This window comes from Brachybacterium sp. Marseille-Q7125 (assembly GCF_023062615.1).
Taxonomy (GTDB): domain Bacteria; phylum Actinomycetota; class Actinomycetes; order Actinomycetales; family Dermabacteraceae; genus Brachybacterium.
In genome coordinates this window covers 15,177-31,011 of sequence record NZ_JALLAL010000020.1, presented here as the reverse complement: position 1 = coordinate 31,011, position 15,835 = coordinate 15,177, and the positions used below count along the sequence as shown (strand labels likewise).

Below are 15,835 nucleotides of genomic sequence, written 5' to 3'. Positions count from 1 at the left end.
GCAGGGGCGCGGCGGGTCAGTCGAAGATGGGGCCGACGGTGCGGGTGCGCTTGATCTCGAAGAACCCGTCGACGCTCGCGAGGGCCGCGAGACCATCCAGCAGAGCGCCGGCCTCCTCCCCCTTCGGGGCCGGGGAGATGACGGGCCCGAAGTAGGCGCGGCCGGTGCCGAACGAGATCACCGGGGTGCCCACCTCATCGCCCACCAGGTCGATCACAGCCTGCTGGCGGCGGCGCAGCTCATCATCCAGGGAGGTGTCCTCGTACGCGGTGATGAGCTCCGCATCCAGGGAGGTCGCCGCTAGGCCCGCCTCCGCGGCGGCGCGCAGATCGCCGTGGCCGCCCACATGGTGGTGGGTGCCGAAGGCGGTGTAGTACGCGGCGACATCTTCCTGGCTGCCCTGCTGCGTGATGGCCAGGGCCACGCGGGCGGGGCCCCACGCGGCGTCCATCGCCTCGCGGTAGCCGGGATCCAGGTCACGGCCCTCGTTCAGGGCGGACAGGGACATGATCGAGAAGGTGACATCGAGGTCGCGGACCTCGGCGGCGTTCAGCAGCCAGCGGCTGGTCATCCAGGCCCAGGGGCAGGTGGGATCGAAGAACATCTCGACGCTCTGCGTGGTCACGGCAAGCTCCTTCACGGCGCGAGGCACCGGTAGCGGTCGGTGATGCGTTCCATCATCTCACCTCGAAAAAGACATTGCGTCTGTGCGCGCAGGTGGTGTGGGATTCTGGGGTGCCTCGCCGTGATCGCTCCCCATCGTCCAGCACATCATCGCGCCCCACCTCCGCGGCGCCGTCGGTGATGCGCTCGATCCTGCGCGGCCACCGTCGGCGCATCCCGGGGGTCATGGCGCTGAGCATCCTGGTCGAGGCCGTGGATATGGCGATCCCCGTCGTGGTGGGCCTCATCATCGATGTAGGGATCGTGCGCGGGAACCTCGCCCTGACGCTCGCCGGGGCCGCCGGCATCTTCGTGGTGCGCCTGCTGTCCACCTGGGCGTGGGCGCTGCTGTTCGAGATCTCCCAGCGGGCCCGCATGTATGAGCGGCACCGCCTGCGGGTGGCGGTGACCGGCGCGGTGCTGGATCCGCGCTCGCGGCAGGTGCGTCGGCCCTCCGGGGAGGTGCTGTCGATCGCGACCTCCGATGCGGACAAGGCCAGCGATGTGATCGACCTGCTGACGTGGGCGGCACCCGCCTCCGCCGTCGTGCTGGCCGCCTGCGGGTGGATGGCCTGGCTGGATCCGTGGCTGGGGCTTGCGACCCTCATCGGCATCACGGTGATGATCCTCGTGATCCGGGTGATCTCCCCCGTGCTCTCGGACCGCTATGACGCCCAGCAGTCGAAGGCCGCCGATGCCGCCGCGACCGCCACCGACCTCGTCCACGGGCTGCGGGTGCTGCAGGGCCTGGGCGTGCAGTCACGCGCCCGCGCCCAATACCGTCGGCGCTCCCGCATTGCCCTGGACGCAGCGCTGGTCAACGCCCGCTACTCCGGGATCGCCGGAGGCCTGACCACGCTCGTGACCGCCGGGATGATGGCGGCGGTGGTGATCATCGCCGCACAGCGCACCATCGCAGAGGCCATGACGGTGGGCACCCTCATCGCCGTGGTGGGCGTGGCCCGCAACACGATGGGCATGCTGCAGGGCCTGTCCGGCATCCCGGTGTGGTGGGCCTCGATGTCCACCTCGGGTCGGCGCGTACGCGACCTGCTGGCGGACCTCGGCCGGACGATCGATGACCCGGACCTGCAGATTTCGACACTGCGCGAGGCCCATGACGACCGCGGCGAGACCCGCCGCGGGGAGCGACGCGGCGCCGCCGGCGGACTGCATCTGCACGGTGTGGATGCCGGCACCCTGCGCGGCCTCACCCTGCAGGTGCCCGACGGGCGCGTGGTCGCGCTCGCCTGCGCGGATGTGCGCGATGCGGAGTCGGTGATCGCCGCGGTCTCCGGTCGCTCCGAGTGCGCCGGGGTGCATGTGGGCGCCCAGGAGATCACACCGGAGAACCGTTTCAGCACCCGCGCAGATCTGCTCGTGGAACCGCATGTGGTGGATCTGTTCGATGGGACGCTGCGCGAGCAGCTCGCCACCCGCTCCCCCGCCTCCGCGGCCCCCGGCTGGGAGGAACGGGCCCTGCACGCGGCGGGGGCGGAGGATCTGCTGCGGATCCTGCCCGAGGGTTTCGACACCCGCATCCTGGATCGCGGCGCGAACCTCTCCGGCGGCCAGCGTCAGCGGATCGCCCTGGCCCGCGCCGTCGCCGCCGACGCACCGGTGCTCGTGCTCCATGACCCCACCACCGCGGTCGATGCCGTCACCGAGGGGCATATCGCCGAGGCGCTCGTGGCCGCCCGCCGCAGCGAGGACCGCGCGACGCTGCTGGTCACCCGCGCCCCGGCGCTGCTGCGTGAGGCCGATGAGGTGGTGTTCATGCGCGGCGGCCGGATCGCCGCGACCGCCGACCACACCGTGCTGATGGACCGCGACGATTACCGGGAGATGGTGCAGCGATGAGCCGACGCAGCACGCAGGCCGCGCCGCTCGCGGATCTCACAGACGTGGACTGGGATGCCTCCCCTGAGGAGCTGCTGGCCGCCGATGCCACGGCCGCACGCCAGCTGGATGAGCATGCCCAGATCCTGCCGATCGCCGATGTCCCCACCACGCTGCGGCACATGCGGGCACGGCTGTGGCGCTACCGCGGGATGGCGCTGCTGACCTTCCTGGTCGTCACCGCCGGTGCGGTTGCCGCAGCCTGGATGCCGCGTCTGATCGGCGGGGCGGTGGACCTCGTTGTCTCCGGGGCCACGAGCGCGGATCTGTGGCGCCAGGGCGGATTGATCATGCTGGCCGGCGTGCTGCAGGCGGCGCTCACGGCGCTCGGGTGGTCGCTCGTGAGCGCGCTCGGGCAGCGGGTGCTGGCGGGCATGCGCGAGGACGTGATCGACCGGGCCCTGGACCTGCCTGCGCAGACCATGGAGATCACCGGGATCGGCGATGCTCTCTCCCGCGTGGCCGATGACGTGGATGTCACGGCCCGGGCCGTGAACAACGTCGTGCCGAACCTGATCCAGATGGGCTTCTACGTCCTGGTGACGATGCTCGGCATGGTCACCCTCTCCCCGTGGCTGCTGATCCTGCTGGCCGTGGTGGTGCCGATGTATCTGGGTGCCGCCGTGTGGTACCTGCGGCGCACCGCCCCGATCTACCGGCGGGAGCGCGTGGCGATGGGGGCCCGCGCCCAGGGTCTGCTCTCGGCGATCCACGGCATCCCCACCGTGCACGCCTATGGCATCGAGCGCCGCGAGACCCGTCACGTCGCGGTGCTGTCCGAGGCGGCGGTGGTGCTCGGCATGCGGGTGATGACGATGGTCGTGCGGCTCGTGCGGTTCATGGTGTGGCCGGAAAACATCGCGATCGCCCTGGTGCTGATCCTGGGCTACGTGATGGTGAACGTCTCCGGCGCCCCGGTGGGGCTTGTGACCGCGGCGGCGCTGTACCTCATCAGCCTGCTGTGGCCGATGATGAACCTCATCTTCAGCCTCGATGATGTGCAGGCGGCCGCCGCGTCCCTCACCCGCATGGTGGGGGTGATCGAGACGATCGATCCCGCGGCCTCCCCCGGCGCGGAGGTCCCCGCGGATGCGTCGATCCGTCTGCGCGGCGTCTCCCACGCCTACCTCGAGGATGAGGACGGCACCGAGCATGTGGTGCTGCAGCCGATCGACCTAGACATCGCCGCCGGGGAGACGATCGCGCTGGTCGGGGCGTCCGGGGCGGGGAAGTCCACGCTCGCCTCGATCCTCGCCGGCACTCTCGAGCCACGCCACGGCCGCGTGCTGCACGGCGGTGCGGATCTGCGCCGCGCGGCCCTCGAGGCGATCCGGTCGCACGCGAGCATCGTCTCGCAGGATGTGCACGTCTTCCGCGGCACTCTCGCGGAGGATCTGCGGCTGGCCCGCCCCGAGGCGACCGAGGAGCAGCTGCTTCAGGCGCTGCGGATCGTCGATGCGGAGGCGTGGGCGCTCGAGCTGCCGCAGGGCCTGGACACCGAGGTGGGTGAGAAGGGCGAGCGGCTGACGGCCGAGCAGTCTCAGCAGCTGGCGCTCGCGCGGATCGCCCTGCAGGATCCGCAGGTGCTGATCCTCGATGAGGCCACGGCCGATGAGGGCTCCTCCGGGGCGCGCGTCCTCGAGCGTGCGGCGCTCGAGGTGGCCCGCGGCCGCACCACGGTGATCGTCGCCCATCGGCTCTCGCAGGCGAAGGAGGCGGACCGGATCCTCGTCATGGAGGACGGCTCCGTGGTGGAGCAGGGCACGCATGAGCAGCTGGTGGCGCTCGGCGGAGTGTACGGACGGCTATGGGAGGCCTGGTCGGGCTGACCGGTACGGCGGCGCGGTCCCGGCCTGCATCCCGACGGTCCCGGGCCTCTCAGCCGCGGCGGCGCAGCACGAGCACCCCACCGGTGAGCAGGACGATGCCCAGAAGCCCCAGCGCCCCGGCGCCGGCGAGCATGGCGACGCGCTGCCAGTCCAGGGTGCTGTCGTCGCGACCGAGGTCCAGCACGTCCTCGCTATCCTGCGCCTGGCCCTCGACCTCGAGGGTGAGGATCAGCCGCACCGGCTCTGAGCCCTCGGGCTTCTCGGACTCGGCGTCGACCGTGCGGGGCAGGCGGGTGATGATGACGCGCTGCTGACCGGGCAGCCAGGTGGAGGCGATCCCAGAGTCATCGGCGCCGCGATTGCCCAGCGCCAACGGGGCGGGCATGCCACCGCCGGCGATATCTCCGACTGCCCCGATCTGCCAGCTGCCGCCGCCGACGGGCACGAGTTCGCGGGCGCTGTTGTGCACGCGCAGGGACATCTGCCCGGCATCCGGCGGAGCGGCGGTGATCTCGGTGCGCCAGCGCAGACGCTGCCCGAGCTCGACGGGGATGGACAGCACCGCGCTCTGCCCGGGGTTCAGCTCGAGCACCACGGAACCCGGGCCCACCTCCTTCGGATCGGCGAGGGACCGCCCGGGGGTGAGCGGCTCGGCATCGGCGGGGGCGATGGGGCTCGCGCCGTCGTCGTCCTGGGGTTCGGTGACCGACGGCTGTCCGGCGGCCAGTCCTGCCGGCTGTACAGCCACCTGCACTTCCATGGGCAGCGGCTGCTCGGCGAAGACCTCGCCGCGGCGCTGCACACGCAGGAACAGGGCGCTGCCGGGGCATTCCTCCGGCCCGAGCGCCCCGGACAGCACCGTGGCGGTCACCGGCCCCGCACCGGTGCTCGGATCGCCGATGCCCTGCTCGGAATCGGCGATGCAGGAGTCCCCGGAGGCGGTCACCACGGTGAGATCCGCGTCAAGCCGCGTGCCATAGGAGTCCTCGATCCCCTCCGCAGGAGCCGGGGCGGCGATGGTCGCGGCCGCGTGGATCCGCTCCCCCGGGTCAAGCTCCACCTTGTAGTACTTCACGGTGCCGCCCTCACCCTCGGCATCGGGCCCGGTCTCGAAGGAGTCGCGGTACTGGCCCGGCTCGATCGTGGTGGCCTGCGCGATCGAGGAGCCGCCGGCCACCTCGGTGCCGGTCGCGGCGTAGGCGCCCTCGGGGATGGAAGGCTCCTCGGCCGGGTCCGCGGCGGCGGGGATGACGCTCAGCGGAGCGAAGGTCAGCAGGAGGCACCCGATGAGCGCGGCCCCCAGGGAGCGGCGGGGTCGGCGGGCGCGCGAGTGCTCTAGCATGTGCCCCATCATGGCCGATGTCATCGCCGGTCGCATCGCACTGATCGACCCTCTCGCCCGCGGCGCCTCCGGGTCGCTGTGGCGCGCCGTGGACCGCCGATACGAGGCAGTGTGCGCCGCGAAGGTGATGCTCCAGCGCGATGGCGCGGAAGTGCTGCGCTTCGTGCGCGAGCAGACCGTCGGCGGCGCACAGGATCTGGGCTCGCATCCGCATCTGCTGCCGCCGTACACATGGGTCGCCGAGGATGACACGATCGTGCTGGTCATGCCACTGATCCACGGCGGGACGGTGGCCGATGCGCTCCGGGAGCAGGGGGCGCTCAGCCCCGGACTCGTGGCGCATCTGCTGCGGCAGCTGCTGGATGGCCTCGCGGCCCTGCATGCGGCCGGCTGGGTGCACCGCGATGTGAAGCCCGCGAACCTGCTGCTGCAGCTCAGCGGGGAAACGGCCCCGCATCTGCTGCTCGCGGATTTCGGAATCGCCCTGCACGAGCAGGACATCCGCCTAACAGACACCGGGATGGTGGCTGGCACCCCCGGCTTCATCGCCCCCGAGGTACGGATCGGCGAAGGCTCCGGCGGGTCACAGGATGTGTGGGCCGCGGCGGCCTGCGCCCTGGAAGCGCTCGAGCCGGTGCGGCTGGCGGATCTGCCCGAGGCGGAGCAGCAGGATCCGGCGCTGCGGGTGCGCCGCGTTCTGGCGGCGAGCAGCGATCCGGCCGCGCGTTCGCTCATGTGGGTGCTGCTGCGGATGCTGGATCCGGATCCGCTCATGCGTCCGAGCGCCGCGGAGGCCCGGGATCTGCTGCCGGTGGCGGATCCGTCGGCGTCCGAGTCGTGGTCGCTGCGCGCCGACGGCGAGCCCTTCGTCGTGCGTGATCGGATTCCCGCGCCGCCGCCGGGTTCGGTGCCCGCCGCGGAGGTGGGGGCCGATGGGCCCGGCAGCATCGCCCCGGCGGCTCCGGGTCTGCATGAGCGCATCACCGCGCAGAGCCATCCCACGCGAGTTTCCACCTCAGCGCCCGGGCAGTCACCATCGGGCGCTGCGCGTTCTGCGTCTGCACCATCCCCGGTGGCCACGACCCCGCTGACCCCGCAGTCCGCGGCGCCGGCCTCAGAGCAGACCCCAGCACGTGGGGCCTCCCCAGCCGGCGGGGCCGCCCCCGTCGGGGCCGCCGGATCGGTCGCCTACTCCCCCACCCCCGTCTCCCCGTTCCTGCCGCTCGAGCCGGGCTCCCTGGGGCCGGCCACGGATCCGACCGTGCCGCGCGAGGTGGCGCGACGCCGAGCCGTCCGCACGGTGCTGGGCAGCGTGATGCTGGTCGGGTCAGCGGTGTGTCTGGTGGGGGCGGGGACGCTCGCGGTGCTCGCTCTCGGCTGATGGGGCTGGCGCTGAGGTGGCGGGGCTCCCGCCGAGCTGATAGGGCTGGCGCTGAGCTGATAGGGCTGGCGCTGAGCTGATAGGGCTGGCGCTGAGCTGATGGGGCTGGGCTGGGCTGACGGCGCGCCGCCGCGGATGGATCTGCCGACGCGGTAGGGTCGAGCCATACGCCTACCCCTTCTCGGGCAGAGCAGCCCCGGCCCGGTGGCCGGACGGTACGGGGCGTCCGCGGAGGCCGAGCCGGCCAGGAACCCCACCATGTCTTCGACCCCGCGCTGGTCGCCCGGCGACCAGGTGACCTGGACCTACTACACCCCACAGCACCCCACCCGCACCGTCCGCCCCGGCACCGTCGTGCTCGATGACGACCGCGGGGTGGTGGTGTGGATCGCCCCCGGCACCGAGGTGCTGCTGCCCGTCCTCGAATCCGGGGCGGCGCTGCGCCGTGCCGGCGATGAGGGCATGTTCACCGCCCGTCGGGTGCAGTCCAAGCAGCTGTGGACCGGCAACGGCATCCTCATGATCGGCCTGCCGGACAAGCCCTATTCGATCTGGCTGTTCTACAAGGACGACGGGTCGCTGGGCTGCTACTACGTGAACCTCGAGACACCGTATGAGCGCACCTCCGAGGGAGTGCGGACCCGTGACCTGGTGCTGGACCTGGTGGTGCTGCCGCGCCGCGACTGGCACTACAAGGACGAGGACGAGCTGGAAGGCGCCGAGCGCACCGGCTACTTCAGCCCCGAGGAAGTGGCGGGCATCCGCGAGGCCGGACGCGAGGCGGAGCAGCACATCGCCGAGTGGACCTACCCCTTCGCCGCCGGTTACGAGTACTTCTTCCCCGACCCGAACTGGCAGATTCCACGCCTGCCCGAGCACTACAGCTGGGAGCTGGACCTCACGCGGCGCTGACCTGCTCCGCAAACAGCTGCGCGTGATGCCGAAAAGCATCGTTTTCGACTCGAAAGTGAGTCGGAACCGTTGCTTCATCGGGAATCACTTCGCGCAGCGACGCACCTGCCCGCCACGCCCCGCACCCGAGGACCTGTTCGCCTGCGGGTCCCGCGGCCGGGTGGCAGGATGGTGCCCATGTCATCCGAGAACCTCACCCGGGACGAGGCGCGCCGTCGCGCCTCCTTCCTCAGCACTGATACCTACGCCATCCGCCTGGACCTGACCACGGATCCGCGGACCTTCCTCACCGAGACCACGCTGCGTTTCTCCTCCACGGAGGCAACCGAGACGTTCGTGGACTTCATCGGCGAATCCGTGCAGGAGATCGAGCTCAACGGCGAGCTGCTGGCCGATCCCGCCTCCCACTTCGACGGGGCCCGCGTGAAGCTGCCCGCCCTGGTCGAGGGCGAGAACACGCTGCGGATCCTCGCCACCGGCCGCTACATGAACACCGGCGAGGGCCTGCACCGCTTCGTGGACCCCGTGGACGATGAGGTGTACCTGTACACCCAGTTCGAGGTCTCCGACGCTCGGCGCATGTTCGCCTGCTTCGAGCAGCCCGACCTCAAGGCCACCTACCAGCTGACCGTCACCGCCCCCGACCACTGGCGGGTCATCTCCAACGCCCCCACTCCGGACCCCTCCGCGGCCGGCGAGAACACTGCGACCTGGGCTTTCGAGCCCACCGAGCGGATCTCCACCTACCTGGTGGCGCTCATCGCCGGGAACTACCAGGGCGGGGAGGGCTCCTGGCAGACCCGCGACGGCCGCACCATCCCGATGGGCGTGTACGCGCGCGCGTCGCTGGCCGAGCATGTGGATGCCCAGAACGTCATCGACGTCACCGGTGCCGGCATCGACTTCTACGAAGAGGCCTTCGACCAGGACTTCCCGTTCCGCAAGTACGACCAGGTGTTCGTGCCCGAATACAACATGGGCGCAATGGAGAACCCCGGGGCGATCACCTACGTCGAGTCCTACGTGTTCCGCTCCGATGTCTCCGACGCAATCCGCGAGCGGCGCGACCTCACCATCCTCCACGAGCTCGCGCACATGTGGTTCGGGGACCTGGTGACCATGCGCTGGTGGGATGACCTGTGGCTGAACGAGTCCTTCGCTGAGTACGCCTCCACGCTCGCCTCCGCCGAGGTGACGCGGTGGACCGACGCCTGGACCACCTTCGCCCTGTCGGAGAAGGGCTGGGCCTACCAGCAGGACCAGCTGCCCTCCACCCACCCGATCGTCGCCGACATGGTGGACTTCGACGCGGTCGAGACGAACTTCGACGGCATCACCTACGCCAAGGGCGCCTCGGTGCTGCGCCAGCTCGTGGCCTACGTGGGCCGCGAGGAGTTCTTCGCCGGGGTGCGCACCTACTTCGCCAAGCACGCCTGGGGCAACACGGAGCTGACCGATCTGCTGGTCGAGCTCGAGAAGACCAGCGGCCGCGACCTCACCACGTGGGCGCAGCTGTGGCTGCAGCAGGCCGGCGTGAACACTCTCACCCCGGAGATTGAGAAGGACGCCGACGGGACGGTCACGCGCTTCGAGGTCCTCCAGACCGCCCCGGAGGAGCATCGCACCCTGCGCCCGCACCGGCTGCGCATCGGCGGCTTCACCGTGCAGGACGGCGCCCTGGTGCGCACCACCTCGGTGGAGACCGACGTGGACGGTGAGCGCACCGAGATCCCCGAGCTCGCCGGGCAGACGGCCGATCTGTGGCTGGTCAACGACGGCGACCTCGCCTACGCGAAGGTGCGCCTGGATGAGGATTCTCTGGCCGTGGCGATGGAGCATCTGCGCGAGCTCGAGGATCCGCTGGCCCGCACACTGCTGTGGTCGGCCGCCTGGGACATGGTGCGCGATGCCGAGCTCCCCAGCCGCCGCTACCAAGAGCTGCTGCTGACGAACCTGTCCGGGGAGACCTCCTCCTCGGTGGTGCGGACCCTGCTCCAGCAGCTGGAGACCGTCAGCGGCCCCTACGCCGCCCCCGAGCAGCGGGGCGTGCGCACCGCAGAAGCCGCGGACGCCGTGTGGGAGCTGGCGCAGGCCGCCGAGGCCGGTTCGGATACGCAGCTGCAGCTGGTGGAGACGTTCACGCGTCTGGCCCGCACCGAGGAGCACCGCCACACCCTGGAGGGGCTGCTGGGCGGGCAGGTCACGCTGCCGGGCCGCGAGATCGACACCGATCTGCGCTGGAAGATCGTGATCGCCCTGGCGATGCTGGGCGGGATCGACTCCGCGGGCATCGACGAGCAGCTCGCGGCCGATGACACCCAGTCCGGCCGCAAGCAGGCCCTGACCGCCATGGCGGCGCTGCCCACCGAGGTCGCCAAGGCCAAGGCGTGGAAGCGCACCGTCAAGAAGGACGAGCTGGCCAACGAGTCGATCACCGCGGTGGTGCAGGGCTTCCGCCGGGTGGCCGATGAGTCACTGCTGGCGCCCTACCGGCAGCGCTACTTCGATGTGATCCAGAAGGTGTGGGACACCCGCTCCAATGAGATCGCGACCCGTCTGGTGGCCGGCTACTTCCCGCACGCTTACGGCGGCCAGCAGGTGCTGGATGCGGCCGATGCGTGGCTGGCCGAGCATGAGGATGCGCCCTTCGGGCTGCGCCGCATCATCGTGGAGGGCCGCGACACCGTGGCCCGCCAGCAGCGGGTGCGCGCCGCCGATATCGCCTGACGCCCCACGTGCCCCGTCGGCCCCCTGTGCGCCATGCCGTGTGCGCAGGGGGCCGCATGGCGTGTGCGCAGGGGCCGATGGGCACGGGGCCCGTCGGACGCAGTGACCGTCGGACGCTGAGATAGATTGCGCACTCGGAATACCCGGGGTGAGGGACCTCGCCCCGGGCATCCGGCGTCTGCGGCGCAGCGGGCGTTAGGGTCGGAGCATGCCTGATCTGCTTCTCTCCCCCGGCTCGCTGCTGGCCTCCCCGTCCCCCGGTGAGGCCCTCACCCTCGCGGACCAGGCGGTGAGCTGGCTGTTGACCCGCGGTCTGAAGATCGTCGTGATCCTCGTGGTCGCTGCCGTGGTCAGCTGGCTGGTCTCCTGGCTGCTGCGGCGCTTCTTCACCACGATGGTGGACTCTTCCTCGAAGCTGTCGTCGGTCACCGGCTCGGTGATCCGCCGCGATCCGCGCTCGCAGAAGGCCGCGCAGGCCCGCCGGGAGCAGCGCGCCGACACCCTCTCGAGCGTCTCCCGCAACATCGCGCGCATGGTGGTGTGGGCCGTCGCGACCGTGATGATCCTCTCGGAGATCGGGGTGAACGTCGCCCCCGTGATCGCCTCCCTCGGCGTGGTGGGGCTCGCGGCTGGCATCGGCGCGCAGACCATCATCAAGGACGTCATCGCCGGGGTGGTGATGCTGTTCGAGGACATCGTCGCCGTCGGTGACTGGGTGGACCTGGAGTACGCCGAGGGCACGGTGGAGTCGGTGAACCTTCGCGCCACGCAGGTGCGTGGCCTGGACGGGGTGCTGTGGACGGTGCGCAACGGCGAGATTATCCGGGTGGGCAACTATGCGCGCGGCTTCTCCACGGCAGTGGTGGTGCTGGACATCGACGCCGGCGCCGACGATGCGACCGTCACCCACGTGGTGCAGGACGTCCTGGACACCTTTGCCGCCGATGAGGAATGGGGCGAGCTGCAGCTGACGCCGGCCGAGCTCAGCGGCATCCTCGATGTGGACGGCAACCGGTATCAGCGCCGCGTCACCGTCCGTACCCCGCCCGGCGAGCAGTGGGGAGTGGAGCGCGAGCTGCGCGCCCGCATCCGCGCCGGTTTCGCCGCGAGCGACATCGCCTTCGCCATGCCCCGCTTCGTCGAGGCCCACCGCGCCTGAGGCGCCCCACCGGGAAGGACCCACCCCATGACGATCCCCCTGCAGCCGGCCGGACCGCCCCGCAGCGACGATGGCGAACAGATCAGCTTCTACGAAGCCGTCGGCGGCGCGGCGACGTTCACGGCGCTCGTGGACCGCTTCTACGAGGGAGTGGCCGATGATGAGCTGCTGCGCCCCATGTACCCCGAGGAGGACCTGAGCGGCGCGAAGCATCGCCTGGCCACGTTCCTCATGCAGTTCTGGGGCGGCCCCAAGACCTACGGCGCTGAGCGCGGCCACCCGCGGCTGCGCATGCGCCACGCCCCCTTCCCCGTCTCCCCTGCGGCCCGCGATGCGTGGCTGCGGCATATGCGCACCGCGGTGGACTCCCTCGAGCTGCCGCCGCTGCACGAGCAGACGCTGTGGGACTACCTCGAGCGGGCGGCGCACTCGCTCGTGAACACCTACGACGGCGGCCCCGCACCCGCGGCCGGACAGGATGTGCCGGACCGGCTGAACTGAGGCAGGACTGGCTCAGTCGCGGAAGGTGAGCGCCGGGGCCTGGAACCGCTGCAGACGCGCCCGGGAGTCCTCATCGATCCGCACGGGCTTACCGGTGGACGCATCCACGAGCACCACGACGGTGCGGGCGCGCGCATACGGCGCTGCCGCCTGCGGGTCATCGCGCGTGATGACCTGGTAGTCCACATCCAGGCTCGCCCCGCCGATCCGCGGGATCCACAGCCGCACGAGCACCCCGTCCCGTCGGTACCCCAGCTGCCGGGCGTATTCGATGCGCTGGGAGGCGATCACCGTATGCACCGTCGAGCCCGCCCCGGAGGTGGGCAGGGCGATGCGCGGGGTGGGAGCGCCGAGCGCGACCTGCTCCTCGGGCGCCGGCCAGAACGCCGCGATCCGTGCCTCCTCCAGCAGGCGCAGCATCGCGGCATTGTTCACATGCCCGTAGGCGTCCAGATCCGTCCAGCGCACATCGACCGGGATGTCCAGGAACGCGGACGCGTCAGCATCGGTGGGGGCCGACGGGGCCCGTGAGGCGGGGGCGCTGTCCGGACGGGCGGCATCCGAGGCGGTCTCAGTGACAGCGTCCGCAGCGGAATCCGGGGCGGGGGCAGTGGAGTCTGAAGTCATGTCTGCCATGCTAGGCCGCTACGATCGAGCCCATGACCTCGCGCTCTCCGGACCCCGCCCAGGTGGCCTCCAGCCTCGTGGACCTGCTGAACCTCGAGCCGGTGCCGCTCGAGGAACACCTGGCCGCCCCTACCACGGTCGCCGCCTTCCGCGGGGACTCCAGCCCCCAGCCCGGCGGGCACGTGTTCGGTGGCCAGGTCATGGGGCAGGCGGTCACCGCCGTCGGCCGCACCGTCCCCGAGGGGCGGCGCATCCACTCGATGTACTCCTATTTCCTGGCGCCCGGCGATCCGGAGCATCCCATCCGCTTCCAGGTCGATGCGCTGCGCGACGGCGGCTCCTTCTCCGTACGCCGCGTGCTGGCCACCCAGCCCGGTCGCGACGGCGGGGACGAGCGCACCATCCTCGCGATGACCGCGTCGTTCCAGGAGCAGCAGGAGGGGCTCGAGCATTTCGAACGCGCCCCCGAGGCGCCGGACCCCGAGGGTCTGCCCACCACCGCGGAGGTCCTCGCCGACATCGACCACCCGGTCGCGCAGTACTGGGCTACGCAGCGCCCCATCGACATCCGGCACGTCACCGACCCGATCTACCTGCGCCCCGACCCGGCCAGCGACATGGCCGATGCACAGATGGTGTGGATGCGCACCCTCGCCCCCGTCAACGCCCCGGCGCTCACACACGATGCGATCCTCGCCTTCGCAAGCGACTACACGCCGTTTGAGCCGATCCTGCGTCGGCAGGGCCTGAGCTGGATCACCCCGGGGCTGCGGCTCGCCACCGTGAATCACGCGATCTGGTGGCACCAGCACGTGGATGCCAATGACTGGCTGCTGTACGTGCAGCGCTCCCCCTCCGCCGCGGGCGGGCGGGGCCTCGCCCAAGGGCATATGTTCGACCGCTCCGGGGCGCTTGTGGCGACCGTGACCCAGGAAGGCATGATCCGGGTCAAGCCGCAGCAGGGACCCGCATGAGCGAGATCCGCGGCACCGGGGAGATCCCGGCGGTCCTCGAGGACACGATCGACCTGAGCGACCGCCTCGACCCGGTGCGCTCGCTGCTGCGCCGGGCGGCGCTCGGCGACCAGCAGGCGGCAGCATCCCTCGTCGGCACCCTAGCGCCGCGCATCCACGGACTCGCCGTGCATGTCACCGGCTCCACGGCGAAGGCAGAGAAGGCGACCATCTCCGTGCTGCGCTCGGTGCTGCGCGATGCCGCGGCCCTGGCTGCGAGCGGCCTGCCCGGGGAGGCGGCTGTCCTGGACCGGGCCCGTCGGGCCGTGGTCACCGCGCGGGCCGATGGTGATGTGCGCTCCCTGGTGGGCCCGGAGTCCCCGCTGGATCGCACCCGGGACCGTCGGGAGGCGGAGGTGCTGCGGGTGCTGCTGGATCTCGCGCCGCACGAGCGCGTGATCGTGGAATCCGCCGCGCAGGGTCGCTTCACGATGACCGGCCCGGAGCGTCAGCGCGCCGCGGTGCTATTCTCCACGGTGCTGGATCGGCTGGTGTCACTGGGCGGGACCGATGATGTGGAGACCCGCGCGCTCGCAGCGCTGGATGCCCTGGCTCTGGCCGATGCGGGTGAGCAGCAGCGACTGCGCGAGCTCACCGCCACCGCGGAGACCGCGATCGTGCATCGGCATGCGATCGAGGGCGCGGCGCGCCTGACCGTACTGACCGCGGTGCCGCCCTCGCACGATCTGCGGATCCCGGTGCTGGAGGGCTTCGGCGCAGCGCCTGCGGGCGGCGCTGCGCAGGTGACCGATCTGCCGCTGCCGGGGGTGGGGCCGCCGCCCGGGGCGGCAGGGTCGATCGCGCCGACAGGTGCCGGTGCCGCGGGCAACACCGTGCCGGGCGGTTCCCCGTCGGGTACCACCCCCGCCCCCACGGGACCGCTTGCACCGGCGCCGGGGCCTGAGACCGCCTATCGAGGCGACTACGCGACCCCGGTGCTCGGCACCGATACGCAGCGCCGGATGGTGGGGCCGCCCGCCATGGCCGGGGGGATGCGCTCGGGCACCTCCGCGTCCTCCGCCGCGACACCCCTGCCGCCGGATGCGGAACCGGCCCCGATGCACCCGGGTGAGAGCGCTGACGCGGATGCGTCGGCCCCCTCCTTCGCGTTCCGTCCGGCCGATGAGGCCTCGCGGTCCCGTCGAACCCGCCGGCAGCAGCGGCGCCGTGAGCGCGAGCAGCGGTGGAAGCCCCGCCGTGCCCCCTGGCTCTCCCGCAGCGTGGCGGTGATCGCCCTGGTGGCCGCACTCGTACTGGGAGGGCTGCTGTGGGATGTGCGGCGTGATCTGAATGCCTCGCAGGACTTCACCCACGCCTGGGCCGAGGCCACCATGGCTGATGGCGCGCAGATCGTGCGCGGGGCCAGCGACAACGGGACGTGGCTGGCGGTGATCACGGCCGACACCGTGGTGCTGCGCGCCGAGGGCGTGCAGGAGTACGAGGGCGAGGTCCTGCAGCTGTGGGGCCACCACGAGGGCGTGGATCGGGACCTCGGGGTGCTGGAGGTCGGGGCCGATGGCGTCATCGAGGTCAGCGCCGAGGCGGAGGTGGACAAGCTGTTCATCACCCGCGAGATGAAGCCCGGTCAGCAGTCCGGCAGCCCCTCCCCGCGCATCGTCGCGAGCCTGGACCCGGCGCTGAACACCATCGGAGGCTGACGCACCGCCGCAGGGCGCTCCCCGCACACGCTGCCCGCACCCCACGCACCCATGCTCGCCTGCACCCGACTCGCGGCCTGCGCCCCCGCGCCCATGCTCGCCTGCACACCACTCGCCGCCTGCG

General features: G+C 71.4%; 12 protein-coding genes. 9 read left to right on the top strand and 3 right to left on the bottom strand.

The genetic code is table 11. The features are described 5' to 3' along the window. Window positions 1-16 precede the first annotated feature (16 nt). The gene (locus tag MU407_RS06870; protein WP_246956376.1) at window positions 17-625 is read right to left on the bottom strand and encodes a DsbA family protein; all 609 of its coding nucleotides are present in this window, start codon (window positions 623-625) and stop codon (window positions 17-19) included. 110 nt (window positions 626-735) lie between these two features. Between MU407_RS06870 and MU407_RS06865 the strand changes: the two genes are divergently transcribed. Further along, window positions 736-2,523, top strand: coding sequence for an ABC transporter ATP-binding protein (locus MU407_RS06865; RefSeq protein WP_246956374.1), 1,788 nt, complete (start codon window positions 736-738; stop codon window positions 2,521-2,523). Further along, entirely contained in the window at window positions 2,520-4,391 is a 1,872-nt protein-coding gene (locus MU407_RS06860; RefSeq protein WP_246956372.1) for an ABC transporter ATP-binding protein, read from the top strand. Before MU407_RS06865 ends, MU407_RS06860 begins: the two co-directional genes overlap by 4 nt. Window positions 4,392-4,440: 49 nt before the next feature. On the opposite strand, the gene MU407_RS06855 is transcribed toward MU407_RS06860, so the two are convergent. Beyond that, complete coding sequence (locus tag MU407_RS06855; RefSeq protein ID WP_246956370.1) at window positions 4,441-5,733, bottom strand: hypothetical protein; 1,293 nt, start codon at window positions 5,731-5,733, stop codon at window positions 4,441-4,443. A gap of 10 nt (window positions 5,734-5,743) precedes the next feature. Here MU407_RS06855 and MU407_RS06850 point away from each other — a divergent pair, with 10 nt between their 5' ends. The 5 genes from MU407_RS06850 (at window position 5,744) to MU407_RS06830 (ending at window position 12,413) form a co-directional block, all read left to right on the top strand. Next, window positions 5,744-7,114, top strand: a complete 1,371-nt coding sequence (locus tag MU407_RS06850) for a serine/threonine-protein kinase (protein ID WP_246956368.1) — start codon at window positions 5,744-5,746, stop codon at window positions 7,112-7,114. Window positions 7,115-7,372: 258 nt separating this feature from the next. After that, on the top strand, window positions 7,373-8,026 hold the full coding sequence (locus MU407_RS06845; protein WP_246956366.1) for a DUF402 domain-containing protein: 654 nt from the start codon (window positions 7,373-7,375) through the stop codon (window positions 8,024-8,026). Window positions 8,027-8,203: 177 nt separating this feature from the next. Next, window positions 8,204-10,753, top strand: a complete 2,550-nt coding sequence (gene pepN, locus MU407_RS06840; RefSeq protein WP_246956363.1) for an aminopeptidase N — start codon at window positions 8,204-8,206, stop codon at window positions 10,751-10,753. Window positions 10,754-10,961: 208 nt separating this feature from the next. Beyond that, window positions 10,962-11,912: a mechanosensitive ion channel family protein gene (locus MU407_RS06835; protein ID WP_246956362.1), complete on the top strand. Its 951-nt coding sequence runs from the start codon at window positions 10,962-10,964 to the stop codon at window positions 11,910-11,912. A gap of 27 nt (window positions 11,913-11,939) precedes the next feature. After that, window positions 11,940-12,413, top strand: a complete 474-nt coding sequence (locus MU407_RS06830) for a globin (RefSeq protein WP_246956359.1) — start codon at window positions 11,940-11,942, stop codon at window positions 12,411-12,413. 12 nt (window positions 12,414-12,425) lie between these two features. Here the strand turns inward: MU407_RS06830 and MU407_RS06825 are convergent, their stop codons facing one another. After that, window positions 12,426-13,040, bottom strand: a complete 615-nt coding sequence (locus MU407_RS06825) for a thioesterase family protein (RefSeq protein ID WP_348648019.1) — start codon at window positions 13,038-13,040, stop codon at window positions 12,426-12,428. Window positions 13,041-13,072: 32 nt separating this feature from the next. Here MU407_RS06825 and MU407_RS06820 point away from each other — a divergent pair, with 32 nt between their 5' ends. Continuing rightward, window positions 13,073-14,014, top strand: coding sequence for an acyl-CoA thioesterase II (locus tag MU407_RS06820; RefSeq protein WP_102236471.1), 942 nt, complete (start codon window positions 13,073-13,075; stop codon window positions 14,012-14,014). Further along, window positions 14,011-15,711: an anti-sigma factor gene (locus MU407_RS06815; protein WP_246956357.1), complete on the top strand. Its 1,701-nt coding sequence runs from the start codon at window positions 14,011-14,013 to the stop codon at window positions 15,709-15,711. The genes MU407_RS06820 and MU407_RS06815 overlap by 4 nt, the downstream gene beginning before the upstream one ends. Window positions 15,712-15,835 lie beyond the last annotated feature (124 nt).

Excerpts from the sequence above, each read along its gene's own strand:
- MU407_RS06860 (WP_246956372.1), top strand. The coding sequence starts at position 2,520 with ATGAGCCGACGCAGCACGCAGGCCGCGCCGCTCGCGGATCTCACAGAC.
- MU407_RS06845 (WP_246956366.1), top strand. The coding sequence starts at position 7,373 with ATGTCTTCGACCCCGCGCTGGTCGCCCGGCGACCAGGTGACCTGGACC.
- pepN (WP_246956363.1), top strand. The coding sequence starts at position 8,204 with ATGTCATCCGAGAACCTCACCCGGGACGAGGCGCGCCGTCGCGCCTCC.
- MU407_RS06835 (WP_246956362.1), top strand. The coding sequence starts at position 10,962 with ATGCCTGATCTGCTTCTCTCCCCCGGCTCGCTGCTGGCCTCCCCGTCC.
- MU407_RS06815 (WP_246956357.1), top strand. The coding sequence starts at position 14,011 with ATGAGCGAGATCCGCGGCACCGGGGAGATCCCGGCGGTCCTCGAGGAC.
- MU407_RS06825 (WP_348648019.1), bottom strand. The coding sequence starts at position 13,040 with ATGACTTCAGACTCCACTGCCCCCGCCCCGGATTCCGCTGCGGACGCT.
- MU407_RS06830 (WP_246956359.1), top strand. The coding sequence starts at position 11,940 with ATGACGATCCCCCTGCAGCCGGCCGGACCGCCCCGCAGCGACGATGGC.
- MU407_RS06820 (WP_102236471.1), top strand. The coding sequence starts at position 13,073 with ATGACCTCGCGCTCTCCGGACCCCGCCCAGGTGGCCTCCAGCCTCGTG.
- MU407_RS06855 (WP_246956370.1), bottom strand. The coding sequence starts at position 5,733 with ATGCTAGAGCACTCGCGCGCCCGCCGACCCCGCCGCTCCCTGGGGGCC.
- MU407_RS06850 (WP_246956368.1), top strand. The coding sequence starts at position 5,744 with ATGGCCGATGTCATCGCCGGTCGCATCGCACTGATCGACCCTCTCGCC.